Genomic DNA, 22,936 nt, shown 5'->3' with positions numbered 1-22,936 from the left:
TCTTTGGGAATTCCGCCCGCCGAGCGCCACGCGCCCGGCGGGCCGCCGGAGATGCTCCGGCAGCGCATGCGGAGGTGGCGAGGGACATGGCGGCTTCCGGATCGACATCGGGCGGCGTGAGCGCGATCGGGGCGATCGGCTCCGGCGCGAGCGGCGGCGCCGTCGGCGCGGTGACCGCGACGACGCGGCTGCAGCCGGTGCTGCGCGATCTCCCCGGTCTGGTGCCGGGCAGCGTGCTGCGCCTGGCCGGCGGCCCCATGCCCGGCGCGCCGGAGGCCGGCTGGCGCCTGGAGTCGCTGGACAGCGGCCAGGTGCTGACGCTGATCGAGCCGCCGCTGGACGACCTGCAGCCCGGTGACCAGTTGCTGCTGCGCGTGCGCACGGTGTCGCCGAGGCTGGAGCTGGAAGTGATGGAACGCCGCGCGGCCGGCGAGTCGGTGTCGAGGGCCTGGACCTCGTCCGGCGCGGGGAACGGCGGCAACGGGAGCGGCGTCGCGCCCAGCGCCTGGGGGCAGCTGTCGGCCTTGCGCGCCGACCTGGCGCAATGGCGCCGCCAACTGCTGAGCACGCCCATGCTGGAGGCCGCGTCGGTGCGCACCCCCGCCGCGCTGGTCTCCGCCTGGACGATCGCGCTGGCCCATGGCCAGGTGCCGGCCGGACCGACCGGAGAGCCGCTGTGGCTGCTGCCGCTGCCGTACTGGGTCCGGGTGGATCGCCCCACGACCCCGTCAGCGGATCGGCATCCGCCGGAGGAGGGGGCTTCGTCATCGCCGGGGGGCACCTTGCCGAACGACGAACCCGCGCTGAGCGTGCTGCTGCGCTGGCGGGGCGAGGCCGTCGCCCTGCAGCTGCAGGGCTCGCGCGCCGCGCTGGCCATCACCGTGCTGGCCGAGCACGAGGCCGTGCTCACGGCCCTGCGCGCCGAGCTGCCGCGCGTGCTGGCGGCGCTGGTGCGGGCGGGCTTCCGGCTCAAGCGCCTGAGCTGGCGGCGCCAGCCGCTGTGGGTGCCGGTGGACCCGTTCCCGCCGATGCGATCGGCGCCGGACCTGCTGGCCGCGGCGGCGGAACTGGTGGCGGCGCTCGCCTGAACGGGCGCGCGGGCACTATTCCCCGTTCGTGGGGGCATGCCACATTGACCACCCCCGGGGCCTCGCGCAAGATCACCCGCCATGGGGATCCGTCATCACGAAGTCCGGACCTGGCGGATGGCGGTCGAGCAGGGCGCCTTCGGCGTCTGGGACCTGAATCCGCCGCTGGAGCTGGTGCATTACTCGCCGCGCTGGAAGGAGCACCTGGGCTTCCCGCATCCGGAGCAGCCGGACAGCACCGCGTTCTGGCGCTGCCGCGTCCATCCGGAGGACCTCGAGCCGATGATGCTGTCGCTGAGGGCGCATTTCGACGGCTTCACCGACAGCTATGAGCAGCGATTCCGGCTGCGGAGCAACGGTTCGGGTTACCGGACGGTGCTGTCGCGGGGGCGGGTGGTGGCGCGCGACCATCGCGGCAATGTGCAGCGGATGCTGGGCACGATGGTCGATCTGACCGCGCGGCCGGTCGCGCCTTATGACGATCGGTATCTGGGGGAGAACTTCTCGCCGTCGGCGCTGGGCTGCACGCCGTTCCATGCGCTGCTGGGCGCGCACGACGCGACGGCGCCGGCCGCCGACTTGCTGCCGAGCGACGACGTCTCGCAGTTGCTGGACTTGGTGGCGGAGATCCTGGATCAGTCGTTCAGGCAGGTGATGGCCGCGCCGTGAGGCGTGGGTTCATCAGCGCCCGAAGACCCTCACCCCCGCCCTCTCCCGCAAGCGGGAGAGGGAGTGAACCTGCACCGAGATCAACCGAAGACAGCGAGCTCCACGACTCCCTCGCCCGCTTGCGGGAGAGGGCAGGGGAGAGGGTCTTTCGGGGTCGTCGCAGACCCGTCAAGTCACCGGCGCCGGATTGAACAACACCAGCGCGTTGTGCAGCCCATGCCGTTCCGCCCAGGTGCGCCGCCCGGAGGCGACGTCGAGCATCAACCGGAACATCTCCCAACCCGCTTCCTGGATGGACTTCTCCCCGTCGGCAATCTCGCCGGCGTTGATGTCCATCAGGTCATGCCAGCGGCGCGCCAGGTCGCTGCGCGTCGCCACCTTGATCACCGGGCACTCCGCCAGGCCGTAGGGCGTGCCCCGGCCCGTCGTGAAGACATGCAGGTTCATCCCCGCGGCCAGCTGCAGCGTGCCGCAGATGAAGTCGCTCGCCGGCGTCGCCGCGTAGATCAGCCCGCGCTGATCGCGGCGCAGCTTGTCCCCCGGCGACAGCACCCCGGAGATCGCCGAGCTGCCGCTCTTCACGATCGAGCCCATCGCCTTCTCGACGATGTTGGACAGTCCGCCCTTCTTGTTGCCCGGCGTGGTGTTGGCGCTGCGGTCCACGCTGCCGCGCTTCAGATACTCGTCGTACCAGGCCATCTCGCGGATCATCGCGTCCGCGACTTCCGGCGAGGACGCGCGAGACGTCAGCTGCGCGATGCCGTCCCGCACCTCGGTGTTCTCGCTGAACATCACCGTCGCGCCCGCCCGCACCAGCAGGTCGGCGCAGAAGCCCACCGCCGGATTGGCCGTCACGCCGGAGAAGGCGTCGCTGCCGCCGCACTGCACGCCCACCACCAGCTCCGACGCGGGCACCGTCTCGCGACGGCGCGCGTTCAGGCGCTCCAGATGGACCTTGGCCTGCCGCATCACCGACTCGATCATGGACATGAAGCCCACGTGCTGCGCGTCCTGCAGGCACACGACGTCGAGGCCGCCGGCCGCGGCCGCATCGGTCACCGTGGGCTCGCCGCGTTGATCCGCGATCGGGATGGAGCCCGGCGGCATCAGGCGCTCGGGCTGCAGCTTCTCGCAGCCCAGGCTCACCACCATGACCTCGCCGCCGAAGTTGGGGTTGAGGCTGATGTTGCGCACCGTGCGGATCGGAATCACCGCGTCCGGCGCGTCGATCGCGACGCCGCAGCCGTAGCTGTGTTCCAGACCGACGACGTCGTCGACGTTGGGGTACTTCGGCAGCAGCTCCTGCTTGATGCGCTCGACGGCGAACTCCACCACGCCCGACACGCATTGCACCGTCTGCGTGATGGCCAGGATGTTGCGCGTGCCCACCGAGCCGTCGGCATTGCGGTAGCCCTCGAAGGTGTAGCCCTCCAGCGGCGCCATCACCGGCGCCTTCACCGTGGCGATGGGCAGGCCCTCGAGCTCGCGCGCCGGCGGCATGCGCAGCAGGCGCTCGTGCACCCAGCTGCCGGCCGGGATGGCCTGCAGCGCGTAGCCGATGGGCACGTTGTAGCGGAGCACGGCCGCGTCGGCCGGCAGGTCCACGAGCGCGACCTTGTGGCCTTGCGGCACGTGGTTGCGCAGCACCAGGCCGGAGGGCAGCACCGTGCCTTCGGGCAGTCCGCCGTCGTTGGCGACGATGGCCACGTTGTCGGCCTCGTGCATCTGGATGGTCAGCGGGGAGGAGATCATGGGAGGTTCCTGGGTCGGATCAACCTGGGGAGGGTCAGGACTTGCGCGACGCGCGAGCCGGTCAGACCGGCTTGAGCTCGACGCGCTTGATCTCGCCGACGATGAGCAGATAGCTCAGCACCGCGACCAGCGCGTGGGCGCCGACGAAGACCAGCGCGCCGTTGAACGAGTGCGTCGTCTGCACGATGTAGCCGATGACGATGGGCGTCACGATGCCGGCCACGTTGCCGAAGGTGTTGAACAGCGCGCCCGACAGGCCCGCGATCTCCTTGGGCGAGGTGTCCGACATCACCGCCCAGCCCAGCGCGCCCAGGCCCTTGCCGAAGAAGGCCAGCGCCATGATGCCGACCACCACGGCCTCGATGCCCACGTAGTTGCACGCGATCATCGAGGTCGACAGCAGCATGCCGATCACGATGGGCACCTTGCGGGCGAAGGTCAGCGAGTGGCCGCGACGCAGCAACCAGTCGGAGATCACCCCACCGAGCACGCCGCCGGCGAAGCCGCAGATCGCGGGCAGCGCCGCGACGAAGCCGGCGTTGAGCAGCGACATGCCGCGCTCCTTGACCAGGTAGATCGGGAACCAGGTCAGGAAGAAGTAGGTCAGGACGTTCACGCAGTACTGCGCGATGTAGACGCCCAGCATCATGCGGTTGCCCAGCAGCTGCTTCAGATAGGCGAGCTTGGGACCCGCGTCCTTCTTGTCCGCCTTGCCGGACTTCGCGTTGCCGGACAGCAGCGCGCCGCCGACCTCGATGTGCTCGCGCTCGGCGGCGGAGACGGAGGGATGCTCGGCCGGGCTGTTGTGCATGGTGCGCATCCAGATGACGCTCATCACGATGCCCAGGCCGCCCATGAAGTAGAAGACCTCGGACCAGCCCACCGCATGGACGATCCACGCCATGATCGGCGCGAACAGCACGGTGGCGAAGTACTGCGCCGAGTTGAAGATCGCCGATGCGGTGCCGCGTTCCTTCACCGGGAACCAGGCGGCGACCATGCGGCCGTTGGCGGGGAAGGAGGGCGACTCGGCCAGGCCGACCATCAGGCGCATGAGGAAGAGCGCGCTCACCGCCAGCGGCAGGCCGAAGAGCATCGAATCCATGCCCATGTAATGGACCGAGCCCTGCAGCATGGTGAACAGCGACCACAGCAGGATGCTCCAGGCATAGACCTGCTTGGCGCCGAACTTGTCCAGCAGCCAGCCGCCGGGCAACTGGCCCAGCACGTAGGACCAGCTGAAGGCCGAGAAGATGAAGCCCATCTGGACCGCGTCGATGCCCAGTTCCTTGGACAGGACGGGACCGGCGACGCCGACCGTGGCGCGGTCGGCGTAGTTCAGGACGGTGACGATGAAGATCATCGCCAGCACGCCGTAGCGCACGCGGCCGGCGGTGCCGGCGGCGGAGGAGGAAAGGGATAACTGCATGTTGTCTCCGGATCGAAATCGAGGGCCGGTCTCTTGGGAGTCTCCGCATGCGGAGATCTCCAGCCGGCTTCCATGTCAGCGAACGGCGGGCGCCCCAGGGCCCGTCGTGTCCGTCGCGCATCTCGATCCGGGCCTGGACCCGGATCATGCGCGCGATCGGACTCGTGGTCAGTTCTGCATCAGGTCTGCATCAGGCTCGCATCACGCCTGGGTGTAGGCGGTCTTCACCGTCGTGTAGAACTCGGCGGCATAGCGGCCTTGCTCGCGCGGGCCGTAGCTGGACGACTTGCGGCCGCCGAAAGGCACGTGGTAATCGACGCCCGCGGTCGGCAGGTTGACCATCACCATGCCGGCCTGCGCGTGGCGCTTGAAGTGCGTCGCGTGCTTGAGCGAGGTGGTGGCGATGCCGGTGGCCAGGCCGAAGGGCGTGTCGTTGGCCAGGGCCAGCGCTTCGTCGTAGTCCTTGGCGCGGATCACGCTGACCACGGGGCCGAAGACCTCTTCCTGGTTGATGCGCATGGAGGCCGCGGTCTCGGTGAACAGCGCCGGCGTCAGATAGAAGCCGGGCGCGCCCGCCGAGTTGGTCGGCAGCGCCTCGCCGCCGGCGGCCAGGGTCGCGCCCTCGGCCTTGGCGATGGCGATGTACTCCAGGTCCTGCGCCAGCTGGCGCTCGTCGACCACGGGGCCGATGTCGGTGCCGGCCTTGCGGGCGTCGTCGACCTTGAGCGTCTTCATCTTGGCGACGACCGCGTCGATGAAGCGGTCGTGGATGCCTTCGGTGACGATCAGGCGCGAGGAGGCGGTGCAGCGCTGGCCGGTCGAGAAGAAGCCGCTGTTGACGGCGGCCGCGACGGCCACGTCCAGGTCGGCGTCGTCCAGCACGACGAACGGATTCTTGCCGCCCATCTCCAGCTGGAATTTCGCGCCGCGCGCGACGGCGGCGGCCGCGACGCGCTGGCCGGTCCCGACGCTGCCGGTGAAGCTGATCGCGTCGACGCCGCGGTTCTCGAGCAGCTCGGCACCGACTTCGGAGCCGCGACCCATCACCAGGTTGAGCACGCCGTCCGGCAGACCGGCGCGCTTGAGGATGTCGGCCAGGGCCCAGGCGGAACCGGGCACCAGGTCGGCCGGCTTGAGCACGACGGTGTTGCCGAAGGCCAGCGCGGGCGCGAGCTTCCAGGTGGGGATGGCGATGGGGAAGTTCCAGGGCGTGATCAGGCCGACGACGCCGATGGGCTCGCGGGTGACCTCGACGCCGACGCCGGGGCGCACGGACGGGATCGTCTCGCCGCCGACGCGCAGCGCCTCGCCGGCGAAGAACTTGAAGATGTTGCCGGCGCGCACGACCTCGCCGATCGCCTCGGGCAGGGTCTTGCCTTCCTCGCGGGCGAGCAGGTCGCCGAGCTCGGCGCGGCGGGCCAGCACTTCGTTGCCGGCGGCGTCGAGGATGTCGAAGCGCTGCTGCGGCGTGGACAGGCTCCACTTGCCGAAGGCGGCGCGCGCGGCGGCGATGGCGTCGCGGGTCTGGGCCACGTCGGCCTGGGCGTACTCGCCGACCACGTCGCGCGTGTCGCTGGGGTTGATGTTGCGGGAAACGCGCGGGCCTTCGACCCACTCGCCGTTGATCAGGTTCTTGAACATGGACTGCTCTCTCGTCGCTCTGTGCGCGCAGGTCGTGCTGGACGCCCGCGCCGGCTGCCGCCGATCGCCGTGGCCATCGGCCTTCTGAAGGGGAGGGGACGCGACGCCGGGCGCGGGGCCAGGTCTTGCGTCCCCGGGATCGCTTACTGCGGACCCAGCTTGGAGATCAGCGCGCCCAGCTCGTCGACCTCGGCGGGCTTGAGGTCGGACAGCGGCGGGCGGACCGGACCGGCGGTGTGGCCGATCAGGGTGGCGCCGGCCTTGACGATGGAGACCGCGTAGCCGTGGCCCTTGTTGCGCAGGGCGATGTAGGGCAGGAAGAACTCCTGGATCAGGCGGTCGGTGGTGGCGGTGTCGCCGGCGGCGTGGGCGTTGTAGAAGTCGATGGCGGTCTTCGGGATGAAGTTGAAGACGGCGGACGAGTACACCGGGCAGCCCATGGCGCGGTAGGCGCCGGCGAAGACCTCGGCGGTGGGCAGGCCGCCCAGGTAGCTGAAGCGGTCACCCAGTTGCTGGCGGATGGAGACGAAGGATTCGATGTCGCCGATGCCGTCCTTGAAGCCGATCAGGTTGGGGCAGGTGTCGGCCAGCTTGAGCAGCGATTCCGGCGTCAGGCGGCAGGCGCCGCGGTTGTAGACGATCACGCCGAACTTGACGCTCTTGCACACGGCCTGGACGTGGGCGACCAGGCCTTCCTGCGAGGCTTCGGTCAGGTAGTGCGGCAGCAGCAGCACACCCTGGGCGCCGAGGCGCTCGGCTTCCTGCGCGTACTGGATGGCGACGCGGGTGGGGCCACCGGCGCCCGCGATGATGGGCATCTTGCCTTTGCAGGTCTCGACGGCGACCTTGATGATCTCGCTGAACTCCTTGGGCTCGAGCGAGAAGAACTCCCCCGTGCCGCCGGCGGCGAACAGGGCGGTGGCGCCATAGGGCATCAGCCACTCGAGGCGCTCGGCGTAAGGCTTGGGCGCGAAGTTCAGCTGGCTGTCGAAGTCGGTCAGCGGGAAGGACAGCAGGCCGTGGGAGATGGTGGTCTTCAGGTCTTGGGGCGAGGTCATGGCGGGACTTGTCTCCGGGAGGAATCGTGGCGGTGAACGTGTTGGTAGCGGTACCAATCGGAATTGATGGTAGCGATACCAATGACTCGATTCAAGAAGAAGTCGTACGACTTCGGGTATCTACCTACCGTGGGATCGCGCGGTGTCGCTGACGCGACAAGCGGTGGCACGGCGCCGCCACCGGCCCGAGGCCAGAGGCCGACCCGGCGCGTCGCCAGACGCCGGAGCCCGTCGTCCCGACGAGCTTCCGGATCGCGGCACGCGCGGGTGCCGTGGGTGGATCAGAACATCGTGTTCTTGTTCGCCGCCTTCTCGGGCACGTCCTGGACGACGTCCCAGTGCTCGACGATCCGACCCTTCTCGACGCGGAAGATGTCGACGACCGCGGAGCCGCGGTCGGTGGGTTCGGCGCGGAAATGCACATGCAGATAGACCAGGTCTCCCGAGGTGGCGGTGCGCACGATCCTCGAGCTGGTCTTCGGGTGCTCCTTGAAGAAGCCGCTGAAGAAGGACACGAACGGCGCCTTGCCGTCGGGGACCTCGGGGTTGTGCTGCCTGTAGCTGTCGGCGACCACGCTCGCGGCGCTCACGTCGTGCTTGTTGAAGAAGCGGTCGTAGAAGTCGACCACCAGCGAGCGGTTGGCTTCCTCCTGCTTGAGGTCGCGGGCGTCGGGCGCCGCATGGGCGGCGCCGGCCAGCAGCATCGCGCCGGCCAGGAGGAAGGGCAGGGCGCGGGTGGGTTTGCGCATCGTCAACTCCGATTCGATGGGAGATCAGGAAGGGCTGGCGCACGGCTGGCACGAGCGCCGCATCCTAGCGCGCTCGATCCGCGCGCCCCACCCGCGCGCCTCAGCTGATCCGCCTTCTCCCCACCGCCCACAGCACCGGCAGCAGCCCGACCGACCACAGCAGGCCGGTCCCGGGCTCCGGCACGAAGGTCGGCGCGGGGATGTCGACGAGCGACGGACCGACGATGTGGCCGAAGTCGACGAAGCCCTCGTAGCCCGGCGGGCCGCTGGTGCCGCCCCCGGTGAACAGGAAGAAGTTGTTGGCCGGGTCGGTGCTCACGCCGCGCGTCGTCGAGAAGGAGAACACCAGATTCCCCACGAACGTGGCGTTGGCCTCGGTGCTGATCCACGACCAGTACGAGCCCGAGATCGACAGCGGCGGAGGCGCCCCGCCGGCGAGGATCACGAAGCCGAAGCCGTCGGGTTGCGTCCAGCGGCTGGGCATCGGCCCCGACCAGTTGGCCTGGAGGTTCTCGCGGATGGCGAACTCCACGTAGCCCTGCGACGAGAGCGCGCTCGCGTCGACCGTGTAGGTGTAGGTGTAGAGCTTGGTCGCCGCGTCGTAGTTCACCGCGCCGGTGACCGCGGAGGCGGCCCGCGCCGGGGTCGGCGCGAGCAAGGTGGCCAGCGCGAAGCCGGCGATGGTCAGGATGCGCTTCATGGGACTCTCCCTGGCCCCGGCCGCGGGAAGACAGCGAGAGCCCACCTGGACTCTAGGCCCCGGAGCCCCGAACACAAGGCATCACGCGAGAACGAAGCGCTTCAGAGGGACCTGGCGCGCGCCTTGCCCCTCGCCCATCGCCCATCGCCCATCGCCTGTCCGCGTGGCTTGCCCCTCGCCCGCTGCGCGGGAGAGGGGTTGGGGTGAGGGCCGTGGCACACCAGAGCCTGGCTGTTCGCCCGCCTGCGATTCACGCTCCGCAGCCTGCGACGGCCCTCACCCCCCGCCCTCTCCCGCGCAGCGGGCGAGGGGGCTGAGGGACCGAGGGCTTAGCCCAGAGTCCCCACGACCGCGATCTCCTTCTGATCCGGCACCTCGTTGTACGAGAGCACCGAAAGCCCCGGCGCGAAGAGCCGCGCGTAGCGCGCCAGCAGCGGCCGCACCTGCGGCATGACCAGCAGCGCCGGCGCGGTCCCCAGCGACTTCATCTGATCCCGCGCGCCCGGCATGTGCTGCTGCAGCTGCGACAGCAGCTGCGGATCCACCGGGTAGCTGTCCAGCTGCACCTTCGCCCCACCCGCGCGCGCCTGATTCAGCGCATTCAGCAGATGGTTCTCCAGCTCGCTCCCGAGGTTGAACACCTTCAGCGCGCCCAGGGCTCCCTGCGGCCCCTGCAGCTGCGCCACGATCTGCCGCTTCAGCGCGCAGCGCACCTCGGCGGCCAGCAGCACCGGATCCTTGGTCGCCTCGGCGTTCTCCACCAGCGTCGACGCGATGGTCTGGATGTCCTTCACCGCGACGTTCTCGGTCAGCAGCAGCCGCATCACCTTCAGCAGCTGCGCATGCGTGAAGGCCTTGTCCAGCGCGCCGCCCAGCTTGGGCGCGATCGCGTTCAGCCGCTCCAGCAGCGCCGAGACGTCGTCGAACTTCAGCAGCTCCGGCAACTGCTCGCGCAGCACCTTGGACACGTGCGTCGCGACCACGCTCGCCACGTCCACCACCTGGTAGCCCAGGCCCAGCGCGTGCGCCTTGTGCTCGGTCTCGATCCAGGTCACCGGCATCGCGTAGGCGGGATCGAAGCCCGGGATGCCGTCCAGGTCGCCCCAGACCTGACCCGAGGCGATCGCCATCAGGCGATCGGGATAGACCTCGGCCTGCGCCACGATCGCGCCGCTCAGCGAGATCGAGTACTGGTTCGGCTTGAGCGACAGATCGTCCCGCACCGACAGCGTCGGCAGCAGCACGCCCAGCGTCTCGCTCATCGACTGCCGCATGCCGCGCACCCGCGTGCGCAGCGGCTCGCCCTGCGCCGGGTCGATCAGGCCCACCAGCTTGTAGCCCAGCGTCACCGACACCGCCTCCACCACGGGCAGCGCGCGCCAGTCGATCTCCGGCGGCGTGGCCGCGAGGATCGCGCCCTCGATCGGGTCGGCGGGCTTGACGCGGTCCCGCGCGCGATCGCCCATGCGCCAGGCCGCGTAGGCCAGCGCCACCGCGAAGGCGCTGAAGGCCATCCACGGCATGCCGGGGATCAGCGCCAGCACCAGCATCACGCCGGCCGCGCTGTACAGCACCTGCGGCGAGGCCAGCATCTGCTCGCTGACCTGCTGCTCGAACTCGCCCGAGTCGCTGACCCGCGTCACGATGATGGCCGCGGCGGCCGACAGCAGCAGCGCCGGGATCTGCGCGACCAGGCCGTCGCCGATGGTCAGCAGGCCGTACTGGCGGATGGCCTCGCCCAGGCTCACGCCGTGCATGAAGGCGCCGATCGCGACACCGCCCACCAGGTTGATGATCAGGATCAGGATGGACGCGATCGCGTCGCCGCGCACGAACTTGCTCGCGCCGTCCATCGCGCCGTAGAAGTCGGCCTCGGTGCCGACCTCCTGCCGCCGCTTCTGCGCCTGCTCCTGGTTGATCAGGCCGGCGTTCAGGTCGGCGTCGATGGCCATCTGCTTGCCGGGCAGCGCGTCCAGCGTGAAGCGCGCCGAGACCTCGGAGATCCGCTCCGCGCCCTTGGTGACGACGATGAAGTTCACCACCATCAGGATCACGAAGACCACCAGGCCGACGATGAAGTTGCCGCCGATGACCACGTTGCCGAAGGCCTCGATCACTTTGCCCGCGGCATGCGTCCCCTCATGGCCGTGCAGCAGCACCACCCGCGTCGACGCAACGTTCAGCGACAGCCGCATCAGCGTCGTCGCCAGGATCACGCTGGGGAAGATCGAGAAGTCCAGCGGCCGCTTGCTGTTCACGCTGACCAGGATCACCACCAGCGCCAGCACGATGTTGAAGGTGAACAGCACGTCCAGCAGCACCGGCGGCAGCGGCAGGATCACCATCGCCAGGATCGCCAGCAGGAACAGCGGCGCCGCCACGCGCAGGTCGCGCAGCTGCGCGCCCAGGCGCGCGAGCCCGGAGGCGGACGCGGTCGACGGGGAAGGGGTCTTGGTCTTCATGGGGACTCCGGATCGGAGAGATGTCGCGGCACCGGCAGGTCGGCCGCCAGGCTCGGTTCAGTCGGACGACGGCCGGCCTGGAAGGCCTTCAGCTGCATGACGTAGCTCAGCACCTGCGCCACCGCCTGGTACAGCGAGGCGGGAATCTGCTGCTGCACCTGCGAGGTGTTGTAGAGCGCGCGCGCCAGCGGCGGCAGCTCCAGCAGCTGCACGCGGTGCTCGCGCGCGAGCGACCGGATGTACATCGCCATCTCGTCCACGCCCTTGGCGACGACGTAGGGCGCCTCGGCCTTGTGGCTGTCGTAGCGCAGCGCGACGGCGTAGTGCTCGGGGTTGACGATGACCACGTCCGCCTCGGGCACGGCCTTGCGCACGCTGCGCCTGGCCAGCTGCTGCTGCAGCTGCCGGATGCGCTGGCGGACCTCGGGACGGCCTTCGTTCTGCTTGTGCTCTTCCTTGACTTCCTGCTTGCTCATGCGCTGCTGGCGCAGGAAGAGCAGGCGCTGCAGCGGCACGTCCACCAGCGCATAGGCCATCAGCACCGCGGCCAGCGTCAGCAGCGCGTCCATCACCAGCGCCGCGGCCTGCGACAGCGCGTCGGGCAGGCTCATGGCCTGCAGCTGCACGTACTGCGCGGCGAAGCTCGTCGTCACCCAATAGAGCACGACCAGCACGCCGCCCGTCTTGAGCAGCGTCGCGGCGAGCTCGCTGTAATGCTTGGTCGTGAAGAAGCGGCCCAGGTTGGACATCGGGTTCAGGCGCGAGAACTTGGGCGCCCACAGGCTGGTCGTGAACACGAGGCCGCCGCCCAGCTGCGTCGCGACGATCACCGCCGCCGGCAGCGCCAGCAGCGGCATCAGCAGCTTGGCCAGCAGCCACAGGGAAGCCAGCGCCGCCTCGCCCCACAGTCCGTCCAGGCCGGCCAGCGCGTCGGGACCGTCCATCGGCGCGAGCGCCAGCCGGAACAGCCGCCCGAAGTCCTCGAGGTACATGGGCGCGATCAGGGTCAGCAGCTTCAGGCCCGCGAAGAGCCCGATCGCCGCGCCGATGTCCTTGCTGCGCGCGACCTGGCCCTGCTCGCGGGCCTTGCGCAGCTTCTGCTCTGACGGCTTCTCGGTCTTGTCGGCGCTGTCGGACTCAGCCATGCGCGCCTCCCGGTCCGGGCACGCCGCGCATGCCTTGCTCCAGCGTGCGCAGCAGCTGCTGCGTCATGCGCAGGTAGTGCTCCGGCACGTGCGCCAGCACCTGCGTGAGCATGAACAGCCCGAACAGCGTCACCAGCGAGTAGCCCAGCGAGAACAGGTTCAGCGCCGGGGCCACGCGGTTGAGGAAGCCCATGCCCAGCTGCACCACCAGCGTCGCGGCCACCACGGGCAGCGCCAGCAGCAGCGCGGCGGAGAAGACCCAGGCGAGGTTGTAGACCAGGTTCTGCAGCGTGAGCAGGGACAGTCCCGCGCCGATGGGCCAGGCGCGGAAGCTCTCGCCGAGCACGGCGGTGAACAGCAGATGGCCGTCCATCGAGAAGAAGGCCAGCACGCACAGCACGTTCAGCAGCGCGCCCACCACGTCGGAGGAGCTGCCGTTGATCGGATCGTTCAGCACCGCCATCGCCAGGCCCAGCTGCGAGGACAGCAGGAAGCCCAGCACGCCGATGACGGCCATCGCCAGGTGGAAGGTCAGGCCCATGGCCAGGCCCAGCACGGCCTGCTCGGCCGCGGCCAGCACGCCCTGCATCGAGAAGATGTCGATGTGCAGCGCCGTCGACTGCGAGACCGGCATCAGCACCACGGCCAGCACCAGCGACAGCAGCACGCGCGCGGACACCGGCATGCCGGCGTCGCCGATGGTGGGGGCCGCCGACAGCATCGCCACGACGCGGCAGAAGGGCCACCACAGCGCGCTGAGCCACAGCGTCAGCTGGCTGAAGTCGATCTCCACGATGCGGCCCTAGGTGACGAGCTGCGCCGCGCGCTCGAAGATCGAGACGCAGAAGTCCATCAGCAGGCCCACCATCCAGCGGCCCGCGATGCCCAGCACCAGCAGCGTCACCATCAGGCGGGGGAGGAAGGCCAGCGTCTGCTCGTTGATCTGCGTCGCCGCCTGGAACAGCGCGACCAGCAGGCCCACCACCAGCCCGGGGAGGATCAGCACCAGCACCAGCAGCATGGTCAGGTGCAGGCTCTCGCCGATCAGGTCGGTGGCGATCTCCGGCGTCATCCCGCCACCCCGCGCACGCTGGAGATCAGGGTGTTGACGGTCAGCGTCCAGCCGTCGACCAGCACGAACAGCAGCAGCTTCAGGGGGAGCGAGATCACCAGCGGCGACAGCATCATCATGCCCATCGCCATCAGCACCGAGGACACCACCAGGTCGATCACCAGGAAGGGGATGAACAGCATGCAGCCGATCTGGAACGCGGTCTTGAGCTCCGACAGCGTGAAGGCCGCCAGCTTCACCGGGAAGCTGTGCTCCTCGGGCTTGGCCACGTTCGTCTCACCGGCCAGCTGCGCGATCTGCGCCAGCGCGCTCTTGCTGGTCTGCGCCAGCATGAAGCGCGAGATCGGCTTCTCCGCGATCTGCAGCGCCTGCACCAGCGTGATCTTGTCGTTGTCGTAGGGCTGCATGGCCTGCTCCCAGATCTGCGTCCCGATGGGCTTCATCACCAGGATGGTCAGGATCAGGGCGACGCCGGTCACCAGCCGGTTGGGCAGGCCCTGCTGCAGGCCCAGCGCCTGGCGCAGCAGGGAGAGCACGATCACGAAGCGGGTGAAGCTCGTCATCATGAGCACCAGCACGGGCAGCAGCCCGAGCAGGGTCATGATGACCAGGACCTGCGTCTTGAGCGTGAAGTCGCCGCCGCCCGCGCCGGCGCCGGCGATGCGGATCGCCGCCTGGGCCGGGCCGGTGGCCACGGCCAGCAACGCCGGGAGCGCGAATGCCGCGACGCGCGTCAAGGCGCGCCCCGGCAGCGCGCTCGGGCGAGCGCGCGCCCGCGCGACGCGCGGATCCGCCTCGTCAGGGCGCGTGGCGGCGATCCGGGACCTCATGAGCCCAGCCGGTCCAGGTCCAGGCCGTCGATGTCCAGCACGCGCAGCGCGTGGCTGTCGCCGCTCACCACGACCTCCGCATGGCCGATGGGCGTGCCGTTGACCTTGATGATCAGCGGCGCGCCGGCCAGGGTGTCCAGCTCGACGACGCTGTCGGCCTGCAGCTGCGCCAGGTCGTGCAGCGACAGACGCGCCTCGCCGACCTCCAGCGTCAGCGTCACGGGGATCTTGCGCATCAGCGCGGGCAGGTCGCGGCCGGCCGGCTTGGGCTCGATCACCGGAACGTCCTGCACCGGTTCATCCAGCAGGCCCGCGATCAGATCGGTATCGCTCATCATCAATCACTCCAGGTCTTGGAAAGAGGTCAGGCACAACTTGCCCTGGTGCTCGGCCACGGCCGCGCTCATCAGCGCCGAGCCCTCGACCATCACGGTCGCGTCGGCCAGTCGGATCGGGATCAGCGCGCCCGGCGCCAGGTCGAGCACGGATCCCAGGTCCAGCTCGCGCTCCAGCAGCCGCGCCTGCAGCGTCAGCGTCAGTCGGCGCGTCAGCGGGGGCGCGCCCACCGCCGAGCCGGACCGCGCCGGGCGGTGCTGCTCGGACAGGCGGCGCAGCAGGGGCTGCAGGTAGGCGCCGTCCAGGATCAGGCTGAGAGTCATGTCTTGCGCGGGCGACGCCACCGGCGCGGCGGTCGACGCGTCGGCCGTGACCGGGCCGGACGGCGTCGCGGCGGGATCGGCCTGTTCGTAGGCGCCATCGGCCTCCGGCTCGGCCGCGGCGGGCTCCGGCTTGAAGGAGGCGTTCGCCGGCATCGCCGGGGGCAGGGCGGGCGTCATGTCGCGCATGGCCACCGTCAGCGTCCAGGCGTCGTTCAGCGTGGGCAGCGGACCGGATTGCAGCGCCGGCAGGTCGACCAGCGGGGTCAGGTCTTGCTCGGCCTCGTCCTCGGGACGCGCGGCCAGCGCCAGCCATTGCAGGCTCAGACCCGCGAACTGGCCGGCCAGCAGGTGCAGCAGGCGGTCCTCGGTGGCGGTGGGCGGCGTGTCGGCGGTGGCCAGGGCCGTGTCGGCGCCCAGGCCCAGGCGGCGCGCCATCAGCCCCAGCACCAGCGGCCGGTCGATGCGGCAGGCCAGCGGGCCGGCGGGACCGTTGGCCCGCAGCCAGCGCGGTGCCACGCCCGACGGCGCGAGGGCCGCGGCGTCCTGGCCGGCGGCGAAGGGCCGCAGCGTCAGCGCCTGCAGTTCATAGCGGCTGTGATAGCGGCGGTTCCACGGCTGGACCAGCGCGCGCTGCAGCGCCTCGCGCAGGCGCAGCGCGACCTGGGGCAGCAGATGCACCGGCCGACCCAGGGTGCGCGTGTCGAGCGCGACAGGCCGGGCGGGCGGGGTGGGGCGGGACGATGGGGTCATCGTGGATCCGGTGAGGGGTGATCGGGTGGGTCGGGCCGTTTCCGGCGACGCTCCGGATGCAGGTCATCCAAATGTCATGAGGAAATCAGCCATAACCCGCGAATTCTAGGAATCGATGGCGATTTAGACCAGCATTGGAAACGTGTACGTTAGCGGTCGGAGGAATAAATCACAAACAACGAGTCGCGAATCGCACGCGCACCAGGAAAGCGATTTAAGTCCCCGAAGTGGCGCGTCGTCATATCCCGGCAAGCCGCAGGTATTTTATTTTTCATCTTTATCAATACCGATACAGATCGGGCGCACAGCGTCCGGTCCGGCGGAGGTTTCGTGTCGCGTACCGTGAACTTCTTCACGGCGCTGAAACCTGCCTTGACGCAGTGCACAATTGGTTCTTGTTGCGGACGAACACACCGTCTACAGTCCGACACATCAGGGCACACCCGAACGAAAGTCGGGGTCGCAAAGCCTCCGGTCTACCATCCGACGCGCTTCATGAAGGAGCGCCGGATCACGATAGCGGGGTTGCCAGACCTGAGTCTGTGGGCTGCGTGACGCGCGGTTCCTAGGCACTCGCCTGCCAGGCCCCACCCGGGCCTGTTGTGACCTGCTCGGCTCCCGCCGAGGTGATGCCCGCCCCTGCAAGCCACTTGCATCAGAGAGGACGGACATGGTCATTCGCCGACAGCTTTTCACCCCCTGACCCGCATCGGTGCCGCCTGATCCTGGCGGCGCCTGGAGTTCCGCGCGGCTGCGCAGCCGCGGCGCTCCAGGGGGTTTCCGACATTCACGCGTTGTCGTCGCGTTGGTATCGCTACCGAGTTTATGAAAACTCGGCGCGAGGGATTCGCTTCGCCTGAATATCGGTGGTTGAAACTGTCTGTAAATACCGTCGAATATGTCGCGGAGAAAATACGCGCAACGAATGCGCGTCAAATTAAGCGGCGACATTGAGGTTCTCATCGAATCTTCTGAATCAGGGGATTCATGAAATGACGGCTGGTTCTGAGCCATTAACCTGAGGTAATGGGAGGGGCCGCCGATGCATCGGTCAGAGAAGTCTGAAACAGTCGCCGGGACGACAGATCGGGAAAACCCGAGTCGTGCCGGCCAACGCTCGGGAGCCCAGGAATGTCGGTCACGACGCTCAATTCGGCCATCGGCCAATCGGCCATGGAATCGCTGCTGAACCAGGACGCCGTACGTCTGCAGCGCGACGCGCAGTCCATGGCGCATGGTGCGGGCGATAACCCATCCATGCCTGCTTTCGAGCAGATGCTGCGCCGCGTGGACGACCGCGATCAGGACGCCGCCGCGCGCATGGAGGCGGTCGAGCGCGGCGAGAGCGACGACCTGGTCGGCGCCATGCTGGCCAGCCAGGAAGCGGGCCTGTCCTTCTCCATGCTGATGCAGGTGCGGAACAAGGTGGTCGGCGCCGTGGACGAGCTGATCAAGCTGCAGCTCTGAGGCCCCCGGGAAACACGCGATGAACGATCTGCAAACCCTCTCCGGCGGCAACGCCGAGCAGCCCGCCTGGCGTCGCCGCCTGGGCGGCCTGCTCAGCGGCCTGGGCCAGGCCGCGCCGGCCGCCGGCGCCGGACTGCGCGGCGCCGCGCCGCTGCTGGTGCTGGCCGCCGTGGGGACGGCCCTGGTGCTGACGCTGCTGTGGCGCGACCAGGCCGGCTACAAGCCCGTCTTCGGTCAGCGCGAGCACGTGCCGACCGCCGACGTGCTGTCGGTGCTGGACGCCGAGCACATCGGCTATCGCCTTCATCCGGACAGCGGCCAGGTGCTGGTGCCCGAGGCCGAGCTGGGTCGCGCGCGCATGCTGCTCGCCGCCAAGGGCGTGGTCGCCAAGCTGCCCGCCGGCCTGGAGCTGATGGACAAGAACGACCCGCTGGGCGTGAGCCAGTTCGTGCAGGACATCCGCTTCCGTCGCGGCCTGGAGGGCGAACTCGCGCAGAGCATGATGGCGCTGGACGCCGTCGAGTCGGCCCGCGTCCACCTGTCCATCGCCAAGAGCAGCTCGTTCGTGCTGAACGACGGCCAGAAGAGCTCCGCCTCGGTGGTGCTGACGCTCAAGCCGGGTCGCTCGCTCAACAACGAGCAGATCGCCGCGGCGATCAACCTGGTCGCCGGTTCGGTGGCCAATCTGGAGCCGGCCCGCGTGAGCCTGGTCGACCAGCAGGGCAACCTGCTGTCGGCCCGCGTCGACATGAGCGAGGGCTTCGACGGTGGCGCCCAGGGCAACGAAGCCCAGCGCCGCATCCAGGACGAGGTGCGCCGCAACGTGCACGAGCTGCTGGCCCCGGTGCTGGGCGAGCAGAACTATCGCCTCAGCGTCACCGCCGACGTCAACAACGACCGCGTGCAGGAGACCCGCGAGCAGTACGGCGACGCGCCCAAGCTGACCAACGAGGCCATGCGCGAGGAGCAGGACCGCGAGCGCATCGCGCTGGGCGTGCCGGGCTCGCTGAGCAACCGTCCGCCGGCCGCGCTGGCCGCCGCCGCGGCCTCCGCCGCGCAGGGCGAGGACCCCAACGCCGCGGCCAACGGCAACAGCAACACCGCGCGCAAGAACGCCTCGACGCGCCAGTACGCCTACGACCGCTCGATCACGCAGGTGAAGAAGAGCCGCGGCCGCCTGGAGCGCCTGAGCGTGGCCGTGCTGCTGAACACCGCCGCCGCGCCCGGTGGCGCGAAGGACTGGTCGCCGGCCGACGTCGCCAAGATCGAACGCCTGATCAACGGCGGCCTGGGCATGGACACGAACCGTGGCGACAAGCTGAGCGTCTCGACGCTGGCCTTCCCGCAGGCGCCGATCGCCGAGCCCTGGTACCAGCAGCGCGACACGCTCGTCGAGTTCGGCGGTTGGGGCGCCTACGCGCTGGCCGCGGTGCTGGGCTACTTCCTGCTGGCGCGTCCGCTGCTGCGCATGGGCCAGCACGCGCTGGGCATGGGCGGTCGCAAGGCCGCGAGCCGCGCGACCGAGCGCCGCCCCGGCGCGCCCGAGATCACGCCGCTGGAGCCGCTGCCGGGCAGCGGTGGCGCGGCCGCCGCGGCGCCCGCGCTCGGCGCGGACAGCGGTCCGGCGCTGGGCCTGCCCGGCCTGGCCGGCGCGCCCGCCGCGGTGCAGCAGTCCGGCTCCGCCGTGACGCCGCTGCTGGAGAACTTTGAGCTGCCGCCCCCGGGATCCCCGGTGGACGTGCTGGTGGACCACCTGAAGGTGCTCGCGGCCAAGGAGCCGGAGCGGGTGGCGGAAGTCGTCAAGCAATGGGTGCAGAAGAAAAATGGCCGAAGCGAGTGATTTCATTCCGCCCGGCAGCGCCGCGTCGCTGAGTCCGGTCGAGCGTGCCGCCATCGTGCTGCTGAGCATGGGCGAGGAGCCCGCGGCCGCCGTGCTTCGCTGCCTGTCGCGCGAGGAGCTGCTGGACGTCACGCAGGTGATGTCGCGCCTGTCGGGCATCAAGGTGGACTGGGTGAAGACGGCCCTGCAAGGCTTCTTCGACGACTACCGCGAGCAGAGCGGCGTGCACGGCGCGTCGCGCAGCTACCTCAAGCGCTCGCTGGACCTGGCCCTGGGCGGCCAGATCGCGTCCAGCGTGCTCAACAGCATCTACGGCGACGCCATCCGTCCCAAGATGCAGCGCCTGCAGTGGGCCTCGCCCAAGTGGCTGGCCGAGCAGATCAGCCATGAGCACCAGCGCATGCAGGCCGTGTTCCTGGCCTTCCTGCCGAGCACGCTCGCCAGCGAGGTCCTGGCCGCGCTGCCCGAGGGCGCCGCCGGCGGCCGCGACCGCGTGCTGCTGCAGATGGCCCGCCTGTCGGAGGTCGACGCCGAGCTGCTGGCGGAGCTCGAGGAGCTGGTCGAGCGCTGCCTGTCCGGCCTGGGCCAGCAGGGCGCCGCGGTCGAGGGCGTCAAGCAGGTCGCCGAGATCCTGAACCGTCTGCCCGGCCAGCGCCAGGAGATGGTGGAGCTGCTGCGCGCGCACGACGCCGCGGTGGTCGCCGAGATCGAGACCTCGATGTACGAGTTCTTCATGCTGTCGCGCCAGAGCGAGGCCACGCTCACCCGCCTCATCGAGGAAGTCCCGATGGAGCTGTGGGCGGTCGCGCTCAAGGGCGCCGAGCCGCCGGTGCGCGATGCGCTGCTGGCCGCGATGCCGCGCCGCCAGGCGCAGAGCTTCGAGGACCTGATGCGTCGCGGCGGCCCGATGCCGCTGAGCCGCGTCGAGCAGGCGCGCGCCGAGATCATGGCCCAGGTCAAGGCCCTGGCCGACGCCGGCGAGATCCAGGTCCAGCTGTTCGCCGAGGACGTCGTCGAATGAAGACGCTGCGCCCGCACCGCTTCCCGCCGCTGGCGCAAGTCGGCCGCGCCGCCGCCCTGGACGGCCAGAGCGGCGCGCAGCTGCAGGCCAGCCTGGCGCAAGGCTTCCAGGAAGGCCTGGCCAAGGGCTACGAGGAAGGCTACGCGAGCGGTCTGGGCACCGGCACCGACGAGGCCCGCGCCGCCGCCGAGGCGGCCGGCCACGCCGAGGGCCTGGCCGCCGGCCGCGAGGACGCCAGGGCGCTGCTGACCAGCCCGGTCGCCGCCGTCGACACCTTGCTGAGCCACCTGTGCCAGCTGCAGCAGGACTACCAGTCGGCCATGCGCCGCGAGGTGGTCGAGCTGGTCGAGCGCGTCGCGCGCCAGGTCATCCGCGCCGAGCTGACGCTGCGCCCCTCGCAGTTGATGGCGCTGGTCGACGAGACCCTGTCCTCGATGCCGCCCTCGCACGACGGCGTCGAGGTCTTCCTGAATCCCGAGGACCGCCAGCGCCTGCTGGAACTGGGGCCGGAGCGCGTCAAGGAATGGACGCTGCGCGCCGACGCCGCGCTGGAGCCGGGCGAGTGCCGCGTGCTCGCCGGCGGCCGCGAGGCCGACGCCGGCTGCCGTCAGCGCCTGACCGCCACGATGGCGCAGGTCCGCGGCCAGCTGATGCCGGAGACGACGATCGACGGTCAGGCAAGCCCTGACCCCGTGGCCGCCGCGACCGTCTCGAACGCCGCGACCGCCACCGACGGGGAGGTCGCGCCGTGATCAGCAACGCGCTGCGTCGTGTCGAGCTCGGCGACGTGCCGGTGGCCACGCCCACCGGCCGCCTCGTCGGCGCGTCCGGCCTGCTGCTGGAAGCGTCCGGCTGCACGCTGCGCACGGGCCAGCGCTGCCTGATCGAGGCCCAGGGCGACGGCGCGACCGGCGAATGGCTGGCCGCGCAGGTCGTGGGCTTCCGCGACCAGGTCGCCTACCTGATGCCCTTCAAGAAGCCCGACGGCCTGGCCGCCGGCGCCCGCGTGCTGCCGGCGCCGGAGCGCTCCTCGCTGATGATCGGCCCGCAGTGGCTGGGCCGCATCGTCAACGGCCTGGGCGAACCCATCGACGGCCTGGGCCGTCTCGGTGGCGACCAGCCGCTGCAGATGGTCCCGCCCAAGGTCAATCCGCTGCGCAAGAAGCCGGTCGAGGAACCCCTGGACGTCGGCGTGCGCGCGATCAACGGCCTGCTGACGCTGGGCCGCGGCCAGCGCGTCGGTCTGATGGCCGGCTCCGGCGTGGGCAAGAGCGTGCTGCTGGGCCTGATCACCCGCAACACCGTCGCGGACGTGGTCGTCGTCGGCCTGATCGGCGAGCGCGGCCGCGAGGTGCGCGAGTTCATCGACCTGTCGCTGGGCGCCGAGGGCCTGTCCCGCGCCATCGTCGTGGTCGCCCCGGCGGACGAGTCGCCGCTGATGCGCCTGCGCGCCACCGAGCTGTGCCACAGCATCGCCGCCCATTACCGCGACCAGGGCCAGCACGTGCTGCTGCTGGTGGACTCGCTGACCCGCTACGCCATGGCGCGGCGCGAGGTCGCGCTGGCGCTGGGCGAGCCGCCCGCCACCCGCGGCTATCCGCCGTCGGTCTTCAGCCTGCTGCCGGAGCTCGTCGAGAGCGCCGGCAACGGGGAGGGCGAGGGCAGCATGAGCGCCATCTACACGGTCCTGGCCGAGGGCGACGACCAGCAGGATCCGGTGGTCGACACCGCCCGCGCCATCCTGGACGGCCACATCGTGCTGTCCCGGGCGCTGGCCGAGCGCGGCCACTACCCCGCCATCGACGTGGCCCAGTCCATCAGCCGCTGCATGGCGCTGGTGGCCGACCGGCCCCAGCAGCAGCAGGCGCGCGAGCTCAAGCAGCTGATGGCCCGCTTCGAGCAGGTGCGCGAGCTGATGCCGCTGGGCGCCTACGTGCCCGGCGCCGATCCGGCCACCGACCGCGCCGTCGCGCTGTGGCCGCGCATCGAGCACTTCCTGCACCAGGGCACCCACGAGGGCGCGCCGCTGGCGCAGACACAGGAACGACTCCGGGAGCTGCTGGCATGAGCGCCGACAAGAACACCCTGCGCCGCCAGCTCGGCCGCCTGGCCGAGCTGCAGCAGCTGCAGCTGGACCGCCAGCAGGCCCGGCTCGTCGCGCAGCAGCAGCTGTGCCGCCGCGTGCAGGGCACGGTCGACCGGCTGGAGGCGCTGGGCGCCCACGCCACGCTGGCCGGCGCGCAGCTGCCCGGCCTGGCGCAGAACAGCGCCGCCTACAAGCAGGCCATGCTGGGCTGGGCCGACCGCCAGCGCGAGGAACTGGCCCGCGGCCAGGCCGAGCTGGAAGTGGTCCGCGCCGAGACCCTGGCCGCCGCCCGCAAGCAGGAGACCCTGCGTCAGCTGGTCGAGCGCGCGGACGCCAAGGCCCGCGTCGAGCAGGCCCGCCGCGAGCAGAAGGGCCAGGACGAGATCGCCAGCCAGGCGCCGAGCGCCCGCAACGACAGCGCCTTCGGCGGGCTGAGTGCCTTCGGGGCGCTGGTCGCCCTGAACACGACGCGGGGTCGCCATGGCTGATCGCGCCCGCCTGCTCGCCCGTTCGTCCGG

The 22,936-nt window shown here is 70.2% G+C and carries 21 protein-coding genes and 1 riboswitch; of the genes, 8 read left to right on the top strand and 13 right to left on the bottom strand.

Going from position 1 to position 22,936, the window contains the following annotated elements; genetic code table 11:
* The first annotated feature begins 86 nt into the window (after window positions 1-86).
* Both MCHT01_RS19795 and MCHT01_RS19790 read left to right on the top strand, forming a co-directional pair.
* Entirely contained in the window at window positions 87-1,088 is a 1,002-nt protein-coding gene (locus MCHT01_RS19795; RefSeq protein ID WP_067067750.1) for a flagellar hook-length control protein FliK, read from the top strand.
* 81 nt (window positions 1,089-1,169) lie between these two features.
* Window positions 1,170-1,757, top strand: a complete 588-nt coding sequence (locus tag MCHT01_RS19790) for a PAS domain-containing protein (protein WP_084453054.1) — start codon at window positions 1,170-1,172, stop codon at window positions 1,755-1,757.
* A gap of 168 nt (window positions 1,758-1,925) precedes the next feature.
* Here the strand turns inward: MCHT01_RS19790 and garD are convergent, their stop codons facing one another.
* From garD to MCHT01_RS19725, 13 genes are all read right to left on the bottom strand, one after another.
* Window positions 1,926-3,509 carry a galactarate dehydratase gene (gene garD, locus MCHT01_RS19785; RefSeq protein ID WP_169806172.1) on the bottom strand — a complete coding sequence of 528 codons (1,584 nt, stop codon included), beginning with the start codon at window positions 3,507-3,509 and terminating at the stop codon, window positions 1,926-1,928.
* A gap of 61 nt (window positions 3,510-3,570) precedes the next feature.
* Complete coding sequence (locus MCHT01_RS19780; RefSeq protein ID WP_067067746.1) at window positions 3,571-4,938, bottom strand: MFS transporter; 1,368 nt, start codon at window positions 4,936-4,938, stop codon at window positions 3,571-3,573.
* Window positions 4,939-5,139: 201 nt separating this feature from the next.
* Entirely contained in the window at window positions 5,140-6,579 is a 1,440-nt protein-coding gene (locus MCHT01_RS19775) for an aldehyde dehydrogenase family protein (protein WP_067067744.1), read from the bottom strand.
* Window positions 6,580-6,722: 143 nt separating this feature from the next.
* On the bottom strand, window positions 6,723-7,637 hold the full coding sequence (gene kdgD / locus MCHT01_RS19770) for a 5-dehydro-4-deoxyglucarate dehydratase (protein WP_067067742.1): 915 nt from the start codon (window positions 7,635-7,637) through the stop codon (window positions 6,723-6,725).
* A 281-nt stretch (window positions 7,638-7,918) separates the two neighbouring features.
* Window positions 7,919-8,386: a nuclear transport factor 2 family protein gene (locus tag MCHT01_RS19765; protein WP_067067739.1), complete on the bottom strand. Its 468-nt coding sequence runs from the start codon at window positions 8,384-8,386 to the stop codon at window positions 7,919-7,921.
* 100 nt (window positions 8,387-8,486) lie between these two features.
* Window positions 8,487-9,086: a hypothetical protein gene (locus tag MCHT01_RS19760; protein WP_067067737.1), complete on the bottom strand. Its 600-nt coding sequence runs from the start codon at window positions 9,084-9,086 to the stop codon at window positions 8,487-8,489.
* A gap of 329 nt (window positions 9,087-9,415) precedes the next feature.
* Window positions 9,416-11,548, bottom strand: coding sequence for a flagellar biosynthesis protein FlhA (locus MCHT01_RS19755; protein ID WP_067067735.1), 2,133 nt, complete (start codon window positions 11,546-11,548; stop codon window positions 9,416-9,418).
* Entirely contained in the window at window positions 11,545-12,693 is a 1,149-nt protein-coding gene (gene flhB / locus MCHT01_RS19750) for a flagellar type III secretion system protein FlhB (RefSeq protein WP_067067732.1), read from the bottom strand. The genes MCHT01_RS19755 and flhB overlap by 4 nt, the downstream gene beginning before the upstream one ends.
* Window positions 12,686-13,486, bottom strand: a complete 801-nt coding sequence (locus tag MCHT01_RS19745) for a flagellar biosynthetic protein FliR (protein WP_067067729.1) — start codon at window positions 13,484-13,486, stop codon at window positions 12,686-12,688. Before MCHT01_RS19745 ends, flhB begins: the two co-directional genes overlap by 8 nt.
* 9 nt (window positions 13,487-13,495) lie before the next feature.
* Window positions 13,496-13,765, bottom strand: a complete 270-nt coding sequence (gene fliQ / locus MCHT01_RS19740; RefSeq protein ID WP_067067728.1) for a flagellar biosynthesis protein FliQ — start codon at window positions 13,763-13,765, stop codon at window positions 13,496-13,498.
* Window positions 13,762-14,595: a flagellar type III secretion system pore protein FliP gene (gene fliP / locus MCHT01_RS19735; protein WP_084453052.1), complete on the bottom strand. Its 834-nt coding sequence runs from the start codon at window positions 14,593-14,595 to the stop codon at window positions 13,762-13,764. Before fliP ends, fliQ begins: the two co-directional genes overlap by 4 nt.
* Window positions 14,592-14,933 (bottom strand): FliM/FliN family flagellar motor switch protein, encoded by a 342-nt coding sequence (locus MCHT01_RS19730; RefSeq protein WP_084453050.1) that lies wholly within the window; start codon window positions 14,931-14,933, stop codon window positions 14,592-14,594. Before MCHT01_RS19730 ends, fliP begins: the two co-directional genes overlap by 4 nt.
* A gap of 3 nt (window positions 14,934-14,936) precedes the next feature.
* A complete protein-coding gene (locus tag MCHT01_RS19725) occupies window positions 14,937-16,004 on the bottom strand; it encodes a flagellar motor switch protein FliM (RefSeq protein WP_148661626.1) in 1,068 nt (355 codons plus the stop codon).
* A gap of 426 nt (window positions 16,005-16,430) precedes the next feature.
* A riboswitch (cyclic di-GMP riboswitch) is annotated at window positions 16,431-16,537 on the top strand.
* A gap of 694 nt (window positions 16,538-17,231) precedes the next feature.
* Here MCHT01_RS19725 and fliE point away from each other — a divergent pair.
* The 6 genes from fliE to MCHT01_RS19695 are packed head-to-tail and all read left to right on the top strand — an operon-like array spanning window position 17,232 to window position 22,906.
* A complete protein-coding gene (fliE, locus tag MCHT01_RS19720; protein ID WP_475852776.1) occupies window positions 17,232-17,471 on the top strand; it encodes a flagellar hook-basal body complex protein FliE in 240 nt (79 codons plus the stop codon).
* A gap of 19 nt (window positions 17,472-17,490) precedes the next feature.
* Complete coding sequence (fliF, locus tag MCHT01_RS19715) at window positions 17,491-19,311, top strand: flagellar basal-body MS-ring/collar protein FliF (protein ID WP_084453046.1); 1,821 nt, start codon at window positions 17,491-17,493, stop codon at window positions 19,309-19,311.
* Window positions 19,295-20,332: a FliG C-terminal domain-containing protein gene (locus MCHT01_RS19710; RefSeq protein ID WP_067067721.1), complete on the top strand. Its 1,038-nt coding sequence runs from the start codon at window positions 19,295-19,297 to the stop codon at window positions 20,330-20,332. The genes fliF and MCHT01_RS19710 overlap by 17 nt, the downstream gene beginning before the upstream one ends.
* Window positions 20,329-21,084 (top strand): flagellar assembly protein FliH, encoded by a 756-nt coding sequence (fliH, locus tag MCHT01_RS19705; RefSeq protein WP_084453036.1) that lies wholly within the window; start codon window positions 20,329-20,331, stop codon window positions 21,082-21,084. The genes MCHT01_RS19710 and fliH overlap by 4 nt, the downstream gene beginning before the upstream one ends.
* Window positions 21,081-22,400, top strand: coding sequence for a flagellar protein export ATPase FliI (gene fliI / locus MCHT01_RS19700; RefSeq protein WP_067067718.1), 1,320 nt, complete (start codon window positions 21,081-21,083; stop codon window positions 22,398-22,400). Before fliH ends, fliI begins: the two co-directional genes overlap by 4 nt.
* Window positions 22,397-22,906 carry a flagellar export protein FliJ gene (locus MCHT01_RS19695; protein WP_067067715.1) on the top strand — a complete coding sequence of 170 codons (510 nt, stop codon included), beginning with the start codon at window positions 22,397-22,399 and terminating at the stop codon, window positions 22,904-22,906. Before fliI ends, MCHT01_RS19695 begins: the two co-directional genes overlap by 4 nt.
* Window positions 22,907-22,936 lie beyond the last annotated feature (30 nt).

The organism is Mitsuaria chitosanitabida ATCC BAA-476 = NBRC 102408 (genome assembly GCF_001598255.1).
In the GTDB taxonomy this organism is placed as follows: Bacteria; Pseudomonadota; Gammaproteobacteria; order Burkholderiales; family Burkholderiaceae_C; genus Roseateles; species Roseateles chitosanitabidus.
Note: the sequence above shows the minus strand (reverse complement) of the source record. Positions and strands in the feature narration are given on the sequence as shown.